The following is a 16,227-nucleotide window of genomic DNA, read 5'->3' on the forward strand; positions in this document are numbered from 1 at the left end:
CACGAGCGGGTCGGGCGCGGTTGCAACGACGGTCATGTCCGGCTGGCCATTGATGATCTCCGTCATCAGGCTGCGGATCAGCGCCGAATCGTCGACGCACAATACCTTGATTTTTTGCACAGCTCTCACGCCTCCTCTGCGGTTCTGGCGTTGTTTGAATTGATCGGACGCGGGGTCGCGCCAAATAGCTCGATACGCGGCTTCGCGGCGCCTGACGCCGTGCCCGGCGCCGCGTCTCCTGCCGCGAGTCTGGCCGCACCCGGCGTGCCGAACAGTTCGACACGCGGGCGCGCGGCCGGCGTGGCAAACAGCTCGACCCGTTCGCGAGCCCGCGCGAGCCGCTCGGCGCGCGCCTCCGAAGTCTGCCGCGCGAGCGCCTGTTCGCGCTCGGCCACTCCGGCTTCCTGTTGCAGCCGGAGTTTTTTCACCATCACCTGCCCCGTGCGCGGCATGAAAGCCACCTTGCGCGGATGGCTGCCTTGCAGGTCTTCCGCGGTGATGCGGATTTTTTCGAGTGCCAGATAGCGGCGCACGAACTCGGAATTGCGGTCGCCGATGTTCATCGTCGTCATGCCCGCCAGCACCGCCGCGCCGCCGAACACCTTGGCCTCGAAGCGCTCGCGGCGTCCGCCGGCCTTGATCAGTTCGTTGATCAGCACTTCCATGGCATACGCCCCATACCGCATCGAATCGGACGCGGCCTGGCCGAGGTCGGCGCCGTCGTCAGGCAGCATGAAGTGATTCATGCCGCCGATGCCCGCGGTGCGATCCTGGATACAGGCGGCCACGCATGAGCCGAGCACGGTGACGAGCACCATGTCGTCGCCCGTCGTATAGAACTCGTTCGGCAACAGCTTCACGCCGGGACGCTTGAAGTGATTGTCGAAGTACAGATTGGTTGCGATCGGCAGGGTGCTGCTCATACGCCCACCCCGCTAACCGGCGCAACCGTCCGTTCGGGCTGGCTGCGCTGCGGCGCGCGGGCAGCGCCCCCGTCGCGCGTCAGTTCGTAGACCGTCTGGCCGCGCAGCCGGAACGCCTGGGTCACGTAGGTGAAGTTCTCCGAGTGGCCGGCAAACAGCAGACCGCCCGGTTTCATCAGCGGGTCGAAGCGCGAGAGCACCTGAGCCTGGGTCGGCTTGTCGAAATAGATCATCACGTTGCGGCAGAAGATCGCGTCGAACTGCGCGCGCAACGCGTAATCGCGGTCGGTCAGGTTCAACTGCTGGAAGCGGATCATTGCGCGCACTTCCGGGCGCACCTTCACCATCCCCGCATGCGCGCCGGTGCCCTTCAGAAAGAAGCGCTTGAGACGATCCGGCGACAGATGCTTGACCTGATCGAACTGGTACATGCCGGCCTCGCCCTTGGCGAGCACCTGGGTGTCGATGTCGGTGGCGAGCACCGTCGCCTGGCGTGCGGCGCTGTCGCCGAGCGCTTCGATCAGCGTCATCGCGATCGAATACGGCTCTTCACCCGTCGATGCCGCCGAGCACCACACCGACACCGGTGCCTGCCGTTTGGCGACAAACTCCGCGAGAATCGGAAAGTGGTGCGCCTCGCGGAAGAACGCGGTCAGGTTGGTGGTCAGCGCGTTGGTGAAGGCTTCCCACTCGGCCGGATCGTTTTCGGATTCGAGCAGATCGAGGTACTGGCGAAAGCTGTCCAGACCGCGTGCGCGCAGCCGCCGTGCGAGCCGGCTATAGGCCATGTCGCGCTTGTGATCGGACAGCGAGATGCCGGCCCCGCGGTGAATCAGTTCGCGGATGCGGTCGAAATCGGCCGAGGTGAACTCGAAGTCGCGGGCCTGATCCCCGGGTCTGAGCGGTTCTGCCTTATCGGAACGTTGCTGTGCGCGCGTTGCCATCATTAAGTTTCCTGCCTGCGATACGAAGCGTCCGCCGCCTCATTGAAGGACAGGCCTTCGAGACGGTGGACTTCCATCGCGGGGTCGCGCCCGCCCGCGAAATCCTGCAACTGCATGCCCAATGGCTGTTGAAACCGGCAGGCGGCCCGCACCACGCCCGCTGAGCGTGCTGCAATCAATCGCCCATACCGCGGCGTGGAGCCGAAAGCCTGCATCTCTGTGCGCCGTTCGTTAAAACGTTTCCCAGTCCGCATCCGAACCTGCCGCAGACGCGGCGGCAGGACGTGCGGGCTCGGTAGGCTTTGCCTTGAGGACCGGTTCAGCGCGAACGGGTGTCGCCGCACGCGGCGCGTCATGCCTCGCCGGCGGCGTAGCGGAAGCCGTCGCAGCCGGAGCCGCTGCATGCGCGGCGGACGCGGATGCCGGCGCCGGCGCGGCAGAACCCCTGGCCGGCGCGCGCGGCTCCGTCTTGCTGCGCGCCGCGCTGCTCGCGCTCCTTGTGCTGCGCGCGCTGCTGGTGGCGCTCGCGCTGTGGACAGCCGCTCGCTGCGCGCCGTCGACCCGCCAGCCGCCCACCACGTTTTGCAACTGACGCGTCTGTTCTTCGAGCGAGGCCGCAGCCGCCGCGGCTTCTTCGACGAGCGCCGCGTTCTGCTGCGTCACTTCGTCCATCTGCACCACGGCTCGGTTGACCTGCTCGATGCCGGTGGACTGCTCTTCCGACGCCGCGCTGATCTCGCCCATGATGTCGGTGACCCGGCGCACGGCCTGCACGATCTCTTCCATCGTCGAGCCCGCCCGGCCAACCAGCGCCGAACCGCTTTGCACCTTGTCGACCGAGTCGCCGATCAGCTCCTTGATTTCCTTCGCCGCGCTGGCGCTGCGCTGCGCGAGGCTGCGCACTTCGCCCGCCACCACCGCGAAACCGCGTCCCTGTTCGCCGGCACGCGCCGCTTCGACGGCCGCGTTGAGCGCGAGGATGTTGGTCTGGAACGCAATGCCTTCGATCACCCCGATGATGTCCACCACCTTGTTCGAACTCGTTGCGATGTCCTGCATCGTGCTCACGACCTGGCCCACCACGTCGCCGCCGCGAGTGGCGATATCCGAGGCGTTGACGGCCAGCTGGCTCGCCTGGCGCGCGTTCTCGGCGTTCTGCCGCACGGTGCCGGTGAGCTGGTCCATGCTCGACGCGGTTTGCTGCAACGAAGCCGCCTGCTGCTCGGTGCGTTGCGACAGGTCGGTGTTGCCCGAGGCGATTTCGCGCGCGCCGGTGTCGATGGATTCCGTGCTGCCGTGTACGGCCTTCACCATCGTCGAAAGGCTGTCCTGCATCCGCTTGATGCCGCCGAACAGGCGCCCGATTTCGTTGGTTCTCGAAGTATCGACCGGCTGCGTCAGATCGCCCGCGGCGATGCGCTCGAAGCATGCCGTGGCGTCCGCCAGCGGCTGGACGATCAGCCCGCGCAGCGCGAAGCGGATCAGCAGCACGAGCACCAGGGCCAGCATGCCGCCGGCACTGATCAATGCCGTCATCAGGGTGTCGTTCGACTGGGCTGCAGCTTCCTGATCGGCCGCGCGTTGCTGCAGCGCCTTCACGACTTCCGCAGCGGACTTGTCGTAGGCGATGAACAGCGGGCTGATGCTGGTGTCCGCGATGGCGTGAAAAGCGGCCAGATCGTTGGCGCGCAAAGCGGCAAGTTCCGGTTCCACGCCTTCGTGCATCACGGTCGCGCGGCGCGCCACCACGTCGTCGATCAATGCCTGATCGATGCCGGCCTTGGGCGCATCCACGAAGGTCTGCCAGCTTGCATTACCCGTGTTGAGCAGTTCCTGGGCGCGGTCCAGCACCGTCTTCGCTTCGTCGGCGTTACCGGCGGCGGTCAGCGTGTTGAAGCGGTCTACGGCCAGACGCGCGCGCAGCAGATACGCCGAAGCATCGTCGAGCGCGTGAATCGCCACCAGATCGCCGCGCGCGATGCCGTCGAGCGACTGGCTGGCCCGGTTCAGCGCGGTCAGTCCGAGCGCACCGACCACGATCGTCAGTGCCGCCAGAACGATCCCAACCACGGTCAAGGACGTCCGAATCGACCACCTGCTTAACATCTCATGCTCCCTGTTGTCCGCTCATGTGCTCGCTCGCGGCGTTCAACCGCCGAGCGATTCGATCAGCGCCATTTCGCGGCTGGTCATCAGCTTTTCGATATCCATCAGGATCAGCATGCGGCCGTCGACCGTGCCGAGACCGGTCAGATATTCGGTCGTCAGCGTGGCGCCGAATTCCGGGGCCGGCATGATCTGGTCCATCTGCAGCGTCAGCACGTCCGACACACCGTCCACCACCATCCCGACCACGCGATGCGCGACGTTCAGGATGATCACGACGGTCTGGTGATCGTATTCGACGCGGCCCAGATGAAACTTGATGCGCATGTCGACGATCGGCACGATGATGCCGCGCAGGTTGATCACGCCCTTGATGAATTCGGGCGCATTCGCGATGCGCGTCACGCTGTCGTAGCCGCGAATTTCCTGAACCTTCAGGATGTCGATGCCGTATTCCTCGGCCCCAAGGGTGAAGACGAGAAATTCCTGACCGCCGGCATCAGCCTGCTGCGCGTCGCGGCGACCATTCGTACCGCTCGCATTGGCGACGCTCGAATTGATGGATTGGACTTCTGCCACGTTAGCCCCCAAACGGTTGGGATGAAATTAAGTTAAGTAAAAGGTTCGCCTGGGTCCGACTGCTTACGCGAGGCTCATCGCGCCATGCGCGTTGCGTGTTTCGCGGTTCAGCGCCGCCACGTCCACGATCAGCGCGACACTGCCGTCGCCGAGAATGGTCGCGGCGGAAATGCCGTGCACCTTGCGGTAATTGGTTTCCAGATTCTTCACGACCACCTGCTGCTGGCCGACCAGCTCGTCGATCAGCATGGCGAAACGGCGGCCCTCGGTCTGCATGATGGTGACGATGCCCTGGGTCGGCTCCGACTTGGCATCCGCCACGGAAAACACTTCGTGCAGTGCGACGAGCGGAAGATATTCGCCGCGCACCCGCACGACGCGCTCGCCGTTGGCGACCGTGTAGATGTCTTCGGCTTGCGGCTGCAGCGACTCCATCACGAAGTTCAGCGGCAGAATGAAAATCTCGTTGCCCACCTTCACCGACATGCCGTCGAGAATCGCCAGCGTGAGCGGCAACACGATGCGCGTGGTGCTGCCCTTGCCGGCCTGCGAACTGATTTCGACGTGACCGCCCATCGACTGGATGTTGCGCTTCACCACATCCATGCCGACGCCACGGCCCGACACGTCCGTCACCTGTTCGGCCGTCGAGAAGCCCGGCAGGAAGATCAGGTTCCAGACCTCGTCGTCGGTCATGTTTTCGCTGACCTGCATGCCCTGTTTGGCGGCCTTCGCGAGAATCTTGTCGCGGCGCAGGCCCGCGCCGTCGTCGCTCACTTCAATGACGATGTTGCCGCCATGGTGAGCCGCCGACAGCACCAGCTGGCCGGTCGAATCCTTGCCCGCCGCACGTCGTGCCTCGACGGTTTCGATACCGTGATCGAGACTGTTGCGCACGAGGTGGGTCAGCGGGTCGATGATCCGCTCGATGAGGCTCTTGTCGAGTTCGGTCGCCTGACCGAAGGTGACGAGTTCGACCTCCTTGCCGAGCTTCGCCGCCAGATCGCGCACCAGACGCGGGAAGCGGCTGAAGACGTAGTCCATCGGCATCATGCGGATCGACATCACCGCTTCCTGCAGATCGCGGGCATTGCGCTCCAGTTGCGCCATGCCGTTGAAGAGCCGGTCGTGCAGCGCCGGATCGAAGGTGCTGGTGGTCTCGGCCAGCATGGCCTGCGTGATCACCAGTTCGCCGACCAGGTTGATCAGCTGGTCGACCTTCTCGACGCCAACCCGGATCGAGCTGCCTTCGGCCGCGGCTGCGGCAGCCGGGCGGCCCTTGCGCTCACCTTCGGCAGCCGCCGGCGCGGCGGCTGCAGGCGCGGGCGCCGGAGCCGCTGCCGGCGTGGCAGCCGGTGCGGGCGGCGCCGCTTGCACGGGCGCCGCGGGCGGTGCCGCGGACGGCGCGGGTGGCGCCGCCTCGAACAGACCGTGCGCGGGCGCGGCTGCCTTGGGTGCGGCCGCCGGCGCCGGTGCCGGTGTGGGCACCGGGGCGGGTTGCGCAGCGGCTGGCGTTCCAGGTTCGCCTTGCTGCGCTTCATCCACCGGTGCCGTGCCGCGGCCGATCAGGATCTGACTGTCGTCGATCACGAAACAGCACACGGCGATGATGTCGTCGGACGTTACGTCGGTCTGCAGCCACAGCGTCAAATCACCGCCTGCCTTGACCTGCCCAACGATATGCCCCAGGTTGCCGAGCTCCTCAGCCAGCAGTTCCTGGTCCTTCTCACCTACTCCCCGTAGCGTAATTTTCAGGTGCGGGCCGCCTTCTGCGCCGGCTGCTCCGCTGGACGCGCCGGTCTGTGCCGGTTCGCTGTCCGATAGTTCACCCGCTACTTGTACTGCCTGTTCAACCACGTGTTCCGGCGCGCGGCCGTCACTCACCACCTCTGCCACCGCCGCGACAGGAGCTGCAGCGGGAGCCGGCGCCGGCGCTGCCTGAGCCGCTTGCGTCTCCCCCAGGCGGCTTTCCGCGTAGAGCTGTTCGAGCTTGGCCTGGATCGCGCCTGCCACGACTGCATCCGGCTCGGCGCTCGCGCGGTAGTCCGCGAGCTGGCCGGACAGCACGTCCTTGGTTTCGAGGAACGTGTCGATCATGTCCTTGCGCAGCACCAGTTCGTTATTGCGCGCGCGATCGAGCAGCGATTCGAGAATATGGGTTGTCTCTGTCAGCGCGGTAAAGCCGAAGGTCGCCGCGCCGCCCTTGATCGAGTGGGCCGCGCGGAAAATCGCCGCGAGGTCTTCCGGATCGGGATGGCCGATGTCCAGATTGAGCAGCAACTGCTCCATCTGTGCGAGCAGTTCGTCCGCTTCATCGAAGAACGTCTGATAGAACTGAGTGATGTCGAGTGTCATGCCTGGGTCACCGCGAGAGTTCCTGTCTAGGCTGGCTGCCGTACCGCTGTATAAATGATGGTCAAGCTCAGGCGTCGCTGGCTTCGGCCAGCGCTGCGACCAGTTCGGTCAACATGTCGGGGTCGAGCGGCTTTTCGATCCAGCCCGTTGCCCCCACCGCCCGTGCCGCCGCCTTGAATGGTTCGCCGGATTCCGTCGTGAGGACGAGGATCGGCGTCGCCTGATAGGCCGGGTTGTCGCGCAGCGCAGCGATCAGATCGAGGCCGGTCTTGCCCGGCATGTGCTGGTCGGTCAGCACGAGGTCGAATGACATCGCGAGCGCATTCTCCAGGCCCTCTTCGCCGTCAGCCGCGACTGTGACTTCGTAGCCGGCCGTCGTCAGCGTTGCGGAAATAATCTGCCGCATCGATGCCGAGTCGTCGATTGCCAGAATGTGCCTGATCATTAAAACCTCGCTGCGCTCACTATGGGTTGCCCGGTTCTGCGCGCCGCACGCGCGGCTTCGCAGGTCCGGCAACCGTGTATTTCACTTCGGCGCCACGCCAGGCGCTTTGGGAGCAACCGTTTCCGGTTGCGTCATTTTTTGCAACTGGGCCGAGCCGGCCGCGTCGTCGGACAAGGTGGTCGTGGTCGAGTCGTCGTGCATCAACGCGTCTTCCGAGCGTTTGTTCAGCACGATGATGCTGATCCGGCGATTCTCCGGATCGAGCGGATCGGCCTTGTTCAGGTTCTGCGTCGACGCCAGACCGAGCACGCGCATCACCTTCGCTTCGTCCATGCCGCCCGCAATCAGCTCGCGGCGCGAGGCGTTCGCGCGGTCCGCCGACAATTCCCAGTTGCTGTAACCCTTATCGCCGCCGGCGTACTGCACGGCGTCGGTGTGACCCTGCACGATGATGCGGTTCGGCACGTCGTTCAGCGTGTGGCCGATTTCGCGCAGGATGTCGCGCATATACGGCTCCACTTCGTCTTTGGCGGTGGCGAACATGGGCCGCTTCTGCGAATCGACGATTTCGATGCGCAGGCCGGTCAGCGTCGAATCAATGCGGATTTGCTGCTTGAACTGGCGCAGCACCGGATTCGCTTCGATCGCGGCCATCAGCTTGACCTGCAGATCGTGCAGCCGCACCTGCTCGCGGCGCTCCAGCTCGCCCTGCATCTGCTTGACGGCGTCTTCGTCGTTCTTCGCGGAGGTGTGCTCGGCGCGCATGATCGAACCATCGGTCTGGCGCGTGATGCCTTGCTGGTCGGTCGAGATGTCGCGGCCGCCGCCCTGCACGACGGCTGAATCGACGGCGCTGCGATCGCCGCCCCACAGGGTGACCTTGAGCGGCTGATTGAAATAGTCGGCAATGCCCTTCAGCTGAATCGTCGAGGCCGAACTGAGCAGCCACATCAACAGGAAGAACGCCATCATTGCGGTCATGAAGTCCGCATAGGCGAGCTTCCATGCGCCGCCGTGATGACCCGCTTTCTTCGGTGCGGCGCGCTTGACAACGATTGCGCGGTCTTTGTCCTTGCTCATTCTTTCGGCCCCCGGCGCGCGTGGTTACTTGGCTTTCACGCGGCGCACGTGCTCTTCCAGCTCGCTGAACGACGGGCGTTCAGTCGAGAAGAGCACCTTGCGGCCGAACTCGACAGCGATGGCAGGCGCGTAGCCGTTCAGGCTCGCGAGGATCGTCACCTTGATGCACTGGAACATCTTGGTCGATTCGGTCACGCGCTGTTCGGCGACGCTCGCGAGCGGCCCGATCAGCCCGTACGAAAGCAGAATCCCCAGGAAGGTGCCGACCAGTGCCTGCGCGATCATCTCGCCGAGCACCGCGGGCGGCTTGTCGGCCGACGCCATCGTGTGGACCACGCCCATCACCGCCGCGACGATACCGAACGCGGGCATCGCGTCGCCGACCTTGTTCAGCGCATGCGCGGGCGCCTCGCCTTCCTGGTGGTGCGTCTCGATCTCTTCGTCCATCAGGCTTTCGATCTCGAACGCGTTCATGTTGCCGCCCACCATCAGACGCAGATAGTCGGTCAGGAACTCGACGATGTGCCGGTCGGCGAGAATTTTCGGGTATTGGGTGAAGATCGGGCTCTTCGACGGATCATCGATATCGGCTTCGAGCGTCAGCGTGCCTTCCTTGCGCGCTTTCGCGAGCAGCACGTAGAGGAGCCCCATCAGCTCCATATAGACGTCCTTGTTGTACTTGGCGCCCTTGAACAGCGTCGGGATCACACGCAATGTCGCCTTGATCGTCTTCATCGCGTTACCGAGAATGAAAGCGCCGAGACCGGCGCCCGCGATCATCAGCACTTCAACGGGCTGCATCAGCGCGCCGAGATGACCGCCTTCGAGCGCATAACCGCCGAAAACGGACAATATCGTCACGAGTGTTCCCACGAATATCAGCACTGCCGAGCCCTCATAAAAAGCGACCTTCACCGTCGTTAAACTGGTTTACGGCAACGGCGCGAAAAACTTTGGGGGAAACGCCGCGCGTGACTTGGGTGTAAACGAGAGGAGCTCGCCGCCCGTCGCGGGCGCGGGGCTTGAGAGGGGAGCGTGCCGTCCGTCGCGGGCGCGGCCAAGTGCCCGGCGCATCGGCGGCACGCAGTCATCAGTCATCTGCAGCAGGCGGGCATCGAACCCGCGTACGCGCGTCGATGCGCGCATGAGACTGAGCACCGGCTCGTCGGCGTGCAGTTGAACCGTGCTCCAGACAAAGCGGTAGCGCTTAACGATCGCCTCGATCGTGCGGCAGCCTTGACCGGCGATGAAGCGATAGATGTTGTAGAACAGCGAGCAATGACAGGTGGGCTGCCAGGTCGTTAACCCGTCGGTCGAAACGGCCGCCTGCCCTTGCGCGGCGACGCCCGACGTACAGCCTAACCGGCCGGTGGCGAGACAGACCGGTTTGCGCCTCCCGCAACTGCAGGCGCGCGCGGAAACCGTCGGCTCGATCGCGACGGCGATGTCCCGGACTTCGAGTACGACGCTCCTACCCGCGATCAGCCCAGCTGCTCGACCGGCTGGCTCGCCATCAGAATCGCCGAACGCGCCTGCGCGACGACACCTTGCTTGCCCTTGTCGGCGAGGGCGGTGAGCACCGCGTGATCGTCGAAACGGAAGCGGCAGAGCATCTGGTTGGACGCCGCGAGCTTGACGGTCTGCGCCAACGACAGATTGGCGAGCACGTCGGCCAGCTGGTCCGAGATACCCATGCGAAACATGCCCAACGGCTTGTCTTCGCGCAGCAGTCGCTGTGCGAGTAGCAGATAGGACAGGTTGACTTCCCTGATCTCATTGAGCATATCGCTCGTGCTCATGATTCCCCCGGTACAGATGCACGGCTGGTCAGGCCGTTTTTTGCGGAAACGTTTGCGAAAGCGTGGCATCGGTCAGCCCGCCTCGCTCGTCTCTGGTCTTAAAGCATTGTGGCTAAAGGGGGGACGGTCGGAAATCGGAGAGACACCCCGGCGTCCTGACGGAAAAATCCGTCATTTATGTAGGAGTTTTTCCTACATCCGGCGCGCCGCAGATGTGCAGGCGGGATGAAAACGATGTGGTTGAAGAACTGATGATGCGCTGGGGCCCGTTTCACGCGCCTGATGCCGCCGGCCGCTGAGCCTGCGGGCCTTTTGCCGCAGCTTGAAACGTGGGAAGCAATTATAGGAGCTTTGCGCTTTCGCACAATGAGGCCGTTTTCAGCCGCTTCGCCGTCTATCGAAAAGCGGGCGTGCGGCTTGCTATAGCGCGCGGGCCGCCGAGCGCGGGTTATGTATGTAGATTTGGCGCTTCCCGAGAATTGGGATGGACGCGTGAGATGCGCTGTAACGGCGCGTGTTTCGCGCTGTAACAACATTAAGTGTTTGAAAAATAGCTCGAATTGGCGTCGTCGATCCCGATAATGGACGCTAAGGGATTACCCGATTCAACACGTAGCACCGCCGGGCGGCGGCTTATCGCGCCCAACCGTCCGTCAGGCACTCGCTCCACGCGCTACTCGCGCGCCGCACCGCGAAGCCCCAGTGAACAGGAGAACCCGCATGCGAATTGCACAAATTGCGCCGCTGTATGAAGCTGTCCCCCCGAAACTCTATGGCGGCACTGAGCGTGTCGTGTCGTATCTGACCGAAGCGCTGGTCGACCTCGGCCACGACGTTACGCTGTTCGCGAGCGGCGATTCGGTCACCTCGGCGAATCTCGAAGCGTGCTGGCCGCGCGCGCTGCGCCTCGATCCGACGGTTCGCGATGCGCTGGCGCCGCACATCCTGATGATGGAAAAGGTGCGCAAGGTCGCTCACGAGTTCGACGTGCTGCACTTTCACCTTGATTACATGCCCTTTCCGCTCTTCACGACGATGGACACCCCGTTCGTGACCACCCTGCACGGCCGCCTCGACTTGCCGGAACTGCAGCCGGTGTTCGACGCGTTCTCGCACGTGCCGGTCGTGTCGATTTCGGATTCGCAGCGCATACCGCTGCCGCAGGCCAACTGGCTCAGCACCATCTATCACGGACTGCCGGAGCAACTGCTCGCGCCGCAGCCGCATAAGAAGCCCGAATATCTGGCGTTTCTCGGCCGCATCTGCCCGGAAAAACGCGTCGATACAGCTATCAGGATCGCCGCGCAAAGCGGTCTGCCGCTGAAGATCGCCGCAAAGGTGGACAAGGTCGACATGGACTACTTCAAGCGCGAGATCGAGCCGCTGCTGTCGATGGCGCATGTGGAATTCGTCGGCGAGATCAACGAGGCGCAGAAGCCGGAGTTCCTGTCGGGGGCGAAGGCGCTGCTGTTCCCGATCGACTGGTCAGAGCCGTTCGGCCTTGTGATGATCGAGTCGATGGCGTGTGGCACGCCGGTGATCGCGTTCAACCGCGGCTCGGTGCCGGAAGTGATCGACCATGGCGTCACTGGCTATATCGTCGAGGACGTACAAGGCGCGGTGGCCGCGCTGCAACGTCTGGACGAGTTGTCGCGCACGGAAATCCGCGCGCAGTTCGAACGCCGCTTCAGCTCGAAAACGATGGCCCAGAACTATATCGACGGCTATTCAGCACTGATTGAAGCGACGCGGCGCCCGGTATTGCGTCAGGTGGCGGTCGGCTAAGCGTGCGTGCAAAGCGCGCCGGTGCTTTTGCAGCCGGCCGTTTTCACCGTCTCCGAGCCGCGTTTTGAACGAACCAATAGACCCGGAATAGCAGACAAATCCGATGACGAAATCGTTTGCGCAAGCTCAAATGGAAGTTATCTTGCGACCCGCTTGAGAAAAAGCCGCCCGGCATGGGCGGTTTTTTTTAGTCGGCGGACCGTTGCGCGTGGCTGCGGATTAGCGGCTGGCCAATAAGCAAAAAAACCAAAATACCTTCACAGCGCTTTCATGTGACCAGCCTGACATCGCATTGGAGTCAGACGGAGCCGATCAAAAAACGCTCGCGATTCTTGCCGACGATCCACTTGGGCGGCTTGCCGCGACCGCTCCACGTATTGCCCGACTTAGGGTCCTGGTATTTCGCCGGCAGCGGCGCCTTCTTCGGCGGCCGGCCCCGCTTGGCGGCGACTGCGAAGCCGAGGTCTTGCGCCGTCAGACCGTATTCGGCGATCTTTTGGCGGATGTCGGCGACGACATTGTCGATCTCCGTGCGGCGCGCTTCTTCTGCTTGCGCCTGTAATTTGGCGATCTGCGCCTTGAGGTCTGCGTATTGAGACATTCGGTTCTCCCCTTTCTAGAACTCATTGGACCGCAGACTAACTGCAATTATAAAAATTCGCAATGGCGGGTAATACCGGTTCAGCAATGTTTCCTCAGATAATTATTAAGCCGCGTGAATTGTGGAGCTCCGTTTTTATCCCAAAATAATCCCGCTTTACCTTGACAATTTTTGACACCCGATTGCGATAGCCCTGTCTAGAATTGCGCGCTCCGCACATGCATACGCGCTGAGCGATGCGTGCTCCTTCAGCGTCTTTAAGGGATTACCGATCATGCAATTGTCAAAGCGCCTTTTAGCCGAAGTGTTTGGCACCTTCTGGCTGGTCCTCGGGGGCTGCGGCAGCGCGGTTCTCGCCGCCAACTTCGCCGGGCCGCTTCACGGCCTGGGCATCGGCTTCGTGGGCGTCTCGCTCGCCTTCGGCCTGACGGTGCTGACGATGGCGTTCGCGATCGGCCACATTTCCGGCTGCCACCTGAATCCGGCCGTGAGCGTCGGCCTGACCGTCGCCGGCCGCTTCCCGGCGCGCGACCTTCTACCGTATATCGTCGCGCAGGTGGCCGGCGCGGTGCTCGGCGCGTTCGTGTTGTCGGTGATCGCGTCGGGCAAACCGGGCTTCGATCTGGTCGCGAGCGGATTTGCAACGAATGGCTTCGGCGAGCACTCGCCGGGTCATTACTCGCTCGCGGCGGCCTTCGTGTGCGAAGCGGTGATGACAGGCTTCTTCCTGTTCGTGATCCTCGGCGCGACCGACCGCCGCGCACCTGCCGGCTTCGCGCCGATAGCGATCGGCCTGTGCCTGACGCTGATTCATCTGGTTTCGATCCCGGTCACCAACACGTCGGTCAACCCGGCACGCTCGACCGGCCCGGCGCTGTTCGTCGGCGGGGCGGCGATCGATCAACTGTGGCTGTTCTGGATCGCGCCGATCATCGGCGCGGTGATCGCGGGTGTCGTGTATCCGTTGATTGCCGAAAGCCGCAGCGAAACCGCGCGGGCGCTGGCGCTCGACTGAGCAACCGTTGCGCGGTCCACCTGTTGCGCAACAACGGGCGCCTCGGCGCCCTTTTTTTTGACGGACATTGCGGCGAACGATGCGGCGCACCGGACATCGGTTCACGCGGCACGCTGCTAGAATCGGGCGACCTTCCGGCCTCGCACAGGTGCTATCGATGACCCGCTTCCGCGAATTACTGCATGGCGTCGCATTTGCGCTCGGCGGCTTGTGTGCGGGTGGACTCGCGGCGCCTGCCGCATACGCGGCTACGGCTACGGCGGCCGCTGCGGCGACGAATGCGGCCACGTCCGCCGCCGGCAATATCGAAACGCTCGTGTTCGTGCGGCACGCGGAGAAGCCCGCTCAGGGCTACGGTCAGCTCGACTGCCAGGGGCTCAACCGCGCGCTCGCATTGCCGGCCGTGATCGCCGCCAAGTTCGGCAAACCCGATGCGATCTATGCGCCCGACCCGGCCCAGCAAAAAGACGACAGCGGCCGTCTCTACTACTACGTGCGTCCGCTCGCGACGATCGAGCCGACCGCGATTCAATTCCAGCTGCCGGTGCAAACGCCGTATGGCTATAAACAGATCGACCAGCTCGGCACAGCGCTCGTCGATCCGGCCAACCACGGCAAGCTGATCGTGATCGCGTGGGCGCACCGACTGATCGAAACGTTGTTGCGGCAAATGCTGAGTGCGCACGGCGGCAACGCGGCCGACGTACCGAAGTGGCACAGCGACGACTTCGACAGCATCTATATTGTTCGTCTCGACTGGCAAGGCGGCACACCTCGCGCGAGCTTCAAACATGACCGCGAAGGCCTTGACGGGCGCGGGGCCGATTGCCCTTGCGCGGCGTTGCCGGGGCAGGCGGCATCGACACCCACTTCGACGGCATCCGGCGGCTCGGCAGATTAATCGGGTAATACAGATGTAAGCCAGGATTACGCACGTCGGCGCGGAAATCGAATCGCGCCCGTTCGCCGGCGTTTGGCGGCCCCGTGCCGTTGCCCGGGGTTCGGCGTGGGGCGAGCGTTTGCGGCGCACACCGCAGTTATGTGCCGCCACTGCGCGACATGTCTCTCACGGTTCGATTGCTTCGACGATGCTTGCAGTCCGTAACAACTCGTCGCAGTCCGTGCGGCCTCCAGTGCGTACATTGGTCCTGTGCGACAAACCTACGTCGCGTCACAGGAGAACAACATGAAACGCATCGTCACTCATTTGCTGGTTGCCGCCGGACTCGCAGCGGGCGCATGCGGTGTCGCGCAGGCGCACACGAATCTGAGCGTGGGCCTGTCGCTCGGCGCGCCGGTCTATGCCGCGCCGGCGCGCGTCTACGCGGCGCCCGAGCCGGTGTACTACGGCTATGGCGGCTGGGATCATCGCTACGATCACGGCTACTACGCTCGCAACGATCATCGTTACGACCGCGGCTGGGGCCACGACAACCGCCGCTGGGGCCACGACGATCGCGGCGCACACCGTGGGTGGCATGACTAAGGGGCTTGCGTTAGCGCGCGCCATCTGATGTCGCTCCCGCCTCGGCGCGGTCCATCGCAGCCGATGGCTGCCGGTGGCAAGCGGCGGGGACCGTTGAAGGACTTGCCCTACCGGACCAAAGTCCGCGGCCTGCATCCGCTCTCACGGATGCGGGCCGGTTTTATGCCGGCTCACGCGGTCAGTTCGTCGTCGAGCGAAAAGAGCTTGCGCAGATGATGCGCGACGCCTGCCTCGAAGTTGTTGCCGATGCGCGGCACGTTGGGTAGACGGGTGATCAGATCCGGATTCGCGTTGTTCATCATGAACGGATGGCCGGCCGTCTCTAGCAGATCGATGTCGTTCATGTTGTCGCCAAACGCAACGCACTGCGATGCGTCGACGCCCAGCCGTTCGAGCACGATCTGCAACGCGCGGCCTTTCGACACGTTCGACGTCATCACTTCCAGACAGTCCGGCAGCGAGTAGGTCACGTACAGGCGCGCGCCGAATTCCCGCTCGAGGTTCGCGGCCACCTGTGCGAGATCGGCGGGATCGCCAATGTAAAGCGCCTTCGCGATGTCGACGCCATCGTGGGTCGGCAGGTCAGTCACTTCATAGATGAAGCCCGAGTCCTGATGGAACTTGAGCAGATCGGGCGCCTCGCGGTCGATCAGCCACGCGTCGTCGGCAAACAGATTCACGATTACGCGGCCGTGCGCGCCGGCGATGTCGGGCTGCACCAGACGCTGGACGATGACGGGCGGCAGATCGTCGGCATGAATGACCGTGTTGTCCGGCGCGTGGATGCGCGCGCCGTTCGACGTAATCAGATGGGGCTTGATGCCGAGCAGATCGCGGATACCTGCGACGTCGCAATAATGCCGTCCGGTGGCGATCACGAATTGCAGTCCGTCGCTTTCCAGCTTGCGCAACGTGGCGACCGTGAACGGGTCCACCTGGTGATCGGCGTTGAGCAGCGTGCCGTCGACATCCGTGGCGATGACTTTGTACATGGCGAGAGCCGACGGCTGTGGACCGTCGGGCAGCGGCAAAGTGCGCATTTTACCGTTGGTGGTGGGGGCTGGTCTGGGGAGGCGCGATCCGGCGTTGCGCGTTGGGCGTTGGGCGTG

General features: G+C 63.8%; 16 protein-coding genes and 1 pseudogene. 4 read left to right on the forward strand and 13 right to left on the reverse strand.

Features of this window, described 5'->3' with window-relative positions:
- The 11 genes and pseudogenes from VGH41_RS20180 to flhD all read right to left on the reverse strand — a co-directional run.
- Positions 1 to 120 (reverse strand): annotated as a pseudogene (locus tag VGH41_RS20180) (chemotaxis response regulator protein-glutamate methylesterase); the annotation flags it as partial.
- A gap of 5 nt (positions 121 to 125) precedes the next feature.
- On the reverse strand, positions 126 to 923 hold the full coding sequence (cheD, locus tag VGH41_RS20185) for a chemoreceptor glutamine deamidase CheD (protein ID WP_331599309.1): 798 nt from the start codon (positions 921 to 923) through the stop codon (positions 126 to 128).
- The gene (locus VGH41_RS20190; RefSeq protein WP_331599310.1) at positions 920 to 1,870 is read right to left on the reverse strand and encodes a CheR family methyltransferase; all 951 of its coding nucleotides are present in this window, start codon (positions 1,868 to 1,870) and stop codon (positions 920 to 922) included. The genes cheD and VGH41_RS20190 overlap by 4 nt, the downstream gene beginning before the upstream one ends.
- Positions 1,871 to 2,098: 228 nt before the next feature.
- On the reverse strand, positions 2,099 to 3,973 hold the full coding sequence (locus VGH41_RS20195; protein ID WP_331599311.1) for a methyl-accepting chemotaxis protein: 1,875 nt from the start codon (positions 3,971 to 3,973) through the stop codon (positions 2,099 to 2,101).
- A gap of 42 nt (positions 3,974 to 4,015) precedes the next feature.
- On the reverse strand, positions 4,016 to 4,552 hold the full coding sequence (locus VGH41_RS20200) for a chemotaxis protein CheW (RefSeq protein ID WP_331599312.1): 537 nt from the start codon (positions 4,550 to 4,552) through the stop codon (positions 4,016 to 4,018).
- 63 nt (positions 4,553 to 4,615) lie between these two features.
- Positions 4,616 to 6,907: a chemotaxis protein CheA gene (gene cheA / locus VGH41_RS20205; RefSeq protein ID WP_331599313.1), complete on the reverse strand. Its 2,292-nt coding sequence runs from the start codon at positions 6,905 to 6,907 to the stop codon at positions 4,616 to 4,618.
- Between the two features lie 67 nt (positions 6,908 to 6,974).
- Positions 6,975 to 7,352, reverse strand: a complete 378-nt coding sequence (locus VGH41_RS20210; RefSeq protein WP_331599314.1) for a response regulator — start codon at positions 7,350 to 7,352, stop codon at positions 6,975 to 6,977.
- A gap of 81 nt (positions 7,353 to 7,433) precedes the next feature.
- Complete coding sequence (motB, locus tag VGH41_RS20215; RefSeq protein ID WP_331599316.1) at positions 7,434 to 8,432, reverse strand: flagellar motor protein MotB; 999 nt, start codon at positions 8,430 to 8,432, stop codon at positions 7,434 to 7,436.
- A gap of 24 nt (positions 8,433 to 8,456) precedes the next feature.
- Positions 8,457 to 9,317, reverse strand: coding sequence for a flagellar motor stator protein MotA (motA, locus tag VGH41_RS20220; protein ID WP_331599317.1), 861 nt, complete (start codon positions 9,315 to 9,317; stop codon positions 8,457 to 8,459).
- 45 nt (positions 9,318 to 9,362) lie between these two features.
- A complete protein-coding gene (locus VGH41_RS20225) occupies positions 9,363 to 9,917 on the reverse strand; it encodes a FlhC family transcriptional regulator (RefSeq protein ID WP_331599325.1) in 555 nt (184 codons plus the stop codon).
- Positions 9,914 to 10,234 (reverse strand): flagellar transcriptional regulator FlhD, encoded by a 321-nt coding sequence (flhD, locus tag VGH41_RS20230; RefSeq protein WP_331599326.1) that lies wholly within the window; start codon positions 10,232 to 10,234, stop codon positions 9,914 to 9,916. Before flhD ends, VGH41_RS20225 begins: the two co-directional genes overlap by 4 nt.
- Before the next feature lie 717 nt (positions 10,235 to 10,951).
- Between flhD and VGH41_RS20235 the strand changes: the two genes are divergently transcribed.
- Positions 10,952 to 12,016 carry a glycosyltransferase family 4 protein gene (locus VGH41_RS20235; protein WP_331599318.1) on the forward strand — a complete coding sequence of 355 codons (1,065 nt, stop codon included), beginning with the start codon at positions 10,952 to 10,954 and terminating at the stop codon, positions 12,014 to 12,016.
- 298 nt (positions 12,017 to 12,314) lie between these two features.
- Here VGH41_RS20235 and VGH41_RS20240 read toward each other — a convergent pair whose 3' ends face one another.
- Positions 12,315 to 12,617: an H-NS histone family protein gene (locus VGH41_RS20240; RefSeq protein WP_331599319.1), complete on the reverse strand. Its 303-nt coding sequence runs from the start codon at positions 12,615 to 12,617 to the stop codon at positions 12,315 to 12,317.
- Positions 12,618 to 12,891: 274 nt separating this feature from the next.
- On the opposite strand from VGH41_RS20240, the gene aqpZ reads away from it, so the two are divergent.
- The 3 genes from aqpZ (at position 12,892) to VGH41_RS20255 (ending at position 15,118) form a co-directional block, all read left to right on the forward strand.
- Positions 12,892 to 13,632, forward strand: coding sequence for an aquaporin Z (gene aqpZ / locus VGH41_RS20245; RefSeq protein ID WP_331599321.1), 741 nt, complete (start codon positions 12,892 to 12,894; stop codon positions 13,630 to 13,632).
- 157 nt (positions 13,633 to 13,789) lie between these two features.
- Positions 13,790 to 14,533, forward strand: coding sequence for a histidine phosphatase family protein (locus VGH41_RS20250; protein WP_331599322.1), 744 nt, complete (start codon positions 13,790 to 13,792; stop codon positions 14,531 to 14,533).
- A gap of 285 nt (positions 14,534 to 14,818) precedes the next feature.
- On the forward strand, positions 14,819 to 15,118 hold the full coding sequence (locus VGH41_RS20255; RefSeq protein WP_331599323.1) for a PXPV repeat protein: 300 nt from the start codon (positions 14,819 to 14,821) through the stop codon (positions 15,116 to 15,118).
- Between the two features lie 170 nt (positions 15,119 to 15,288).
- Here the strand turns inward: VGH41_RS20255 and VGH41_RS20260 are convergent, their stop codons facing one another.
- Positions 15,289 to 16,110: a Cof-type HAD-IIB family hydrolase gene (locus tag VGH41_RS20260; protein ID WP_331599327.1), complete on the reverse strand. Its 822-nt coding sequence runs from the start codon at positions 16,108 to 16,110 to the stop codon at positions 15,289 to 15,291.
- Positions 16,111 to 16,227: the final 117 nt, after the last annotated feature.

The organism is Paraburkholderia sp. (genome assembly GCF_036488795.1).
Taxonomy (GTDB): domain Bacteria; phylum Pseudomonadota; class Gammaproteobacteria; order Burkholderiales; family Burkholderiaceae; genus Paraburkholderia.

What these genes read in the sequence shown, in the direction of transcription:
- cheD (WP_331599309.1), bottom strand. Translation starts at nt 923, where the DNA reads ATGAGCAGCACCCTGCCGATCGCAACCAATCTGTACTTCGACAATCAC.
- VGH41_RS20190 (WP_331599310.1), bottom strand. Translation starts at nt 1,870, where the DNA reads ATGATGGCAACGCGCGCACAGCAACGTTCCGATAAGGCAGAACCGCTC.
- VGH41_RS20195 (WP_331599311.1), bottom strand. Translation starts at nt 3,973, where the DNA reads ATGTTAAGCAGGTGGTCGATTCGGACGTCCTTGACCGTGGTTGGGATC.
- cheA (WP_331599313.1), bottom strand. Translation starts at nt 6,907, where the DNA reads ATGACACTCGACATCACTCAGTTCTATCAGACGTTCTTCGATGAAGCG.
- VGH41_RS20210 (WP_331599314.1), bottom strand. Translation starts at nt 7,352, where the DNA reads ATGATCAGGCACATTCTGGCAATCGACGACTCGGCATCGATGCGGCAG.
- motB (WP_331599316.1), bottom strand. Translation starts at nt 8,432, where the DNA reads ATGAGCAAGGACAAAGACCGCGCAATCGTTGTCAAGCGCGCCGCACCG.
- VGH41_RS20235 (WP_331599318.1), top strand. Translation starts at nt 10,952, where the DNA reads ATGCGAATTGCACAAATTGCGCCGCTGTATGAAGCTGTCCCCCCGAAA.
- VGH41_RS20240 (WP_331599319.1), bottom strand. Translation starts at nt 12,617, where the DNA reads ATGTCTCAATACGCAGACCTCAAGGCGCAGATCGCCAAATTACAGGCG.
- aqpZ (WP_331599321.1), top strand. Translation starts at nt 12,892, where the DNA reads ATGCAATTGTCAAAGCGCCTTTTAGCCGAAGTGTTTGGCACCTTCTGG.
- VGH41_RS20250 (WP_331599322.1), top strand. Translation starts at nt 13,790, where the DNA reads ATGACCCGCTTCCGCGAATTACTGCATGGCGTCGCATTTGCGCTCGGC.
- VGH41_RS20255 (WP_331599323.1), top strand. Translation starts at nt 14,819, where the DNA reads ATGAAACGCATCGTCACTCATTTGCTGGTTGCCGCCGGACTCGCAGCG.
- VGH41_RS20260 (WP_331599327.1), bottom strand. Translation starts at nt 16,110, where the DNA reads ATGTACAAAGTCATCGCCACGGATGTCGACGGCACGCTGCTCAACGCC.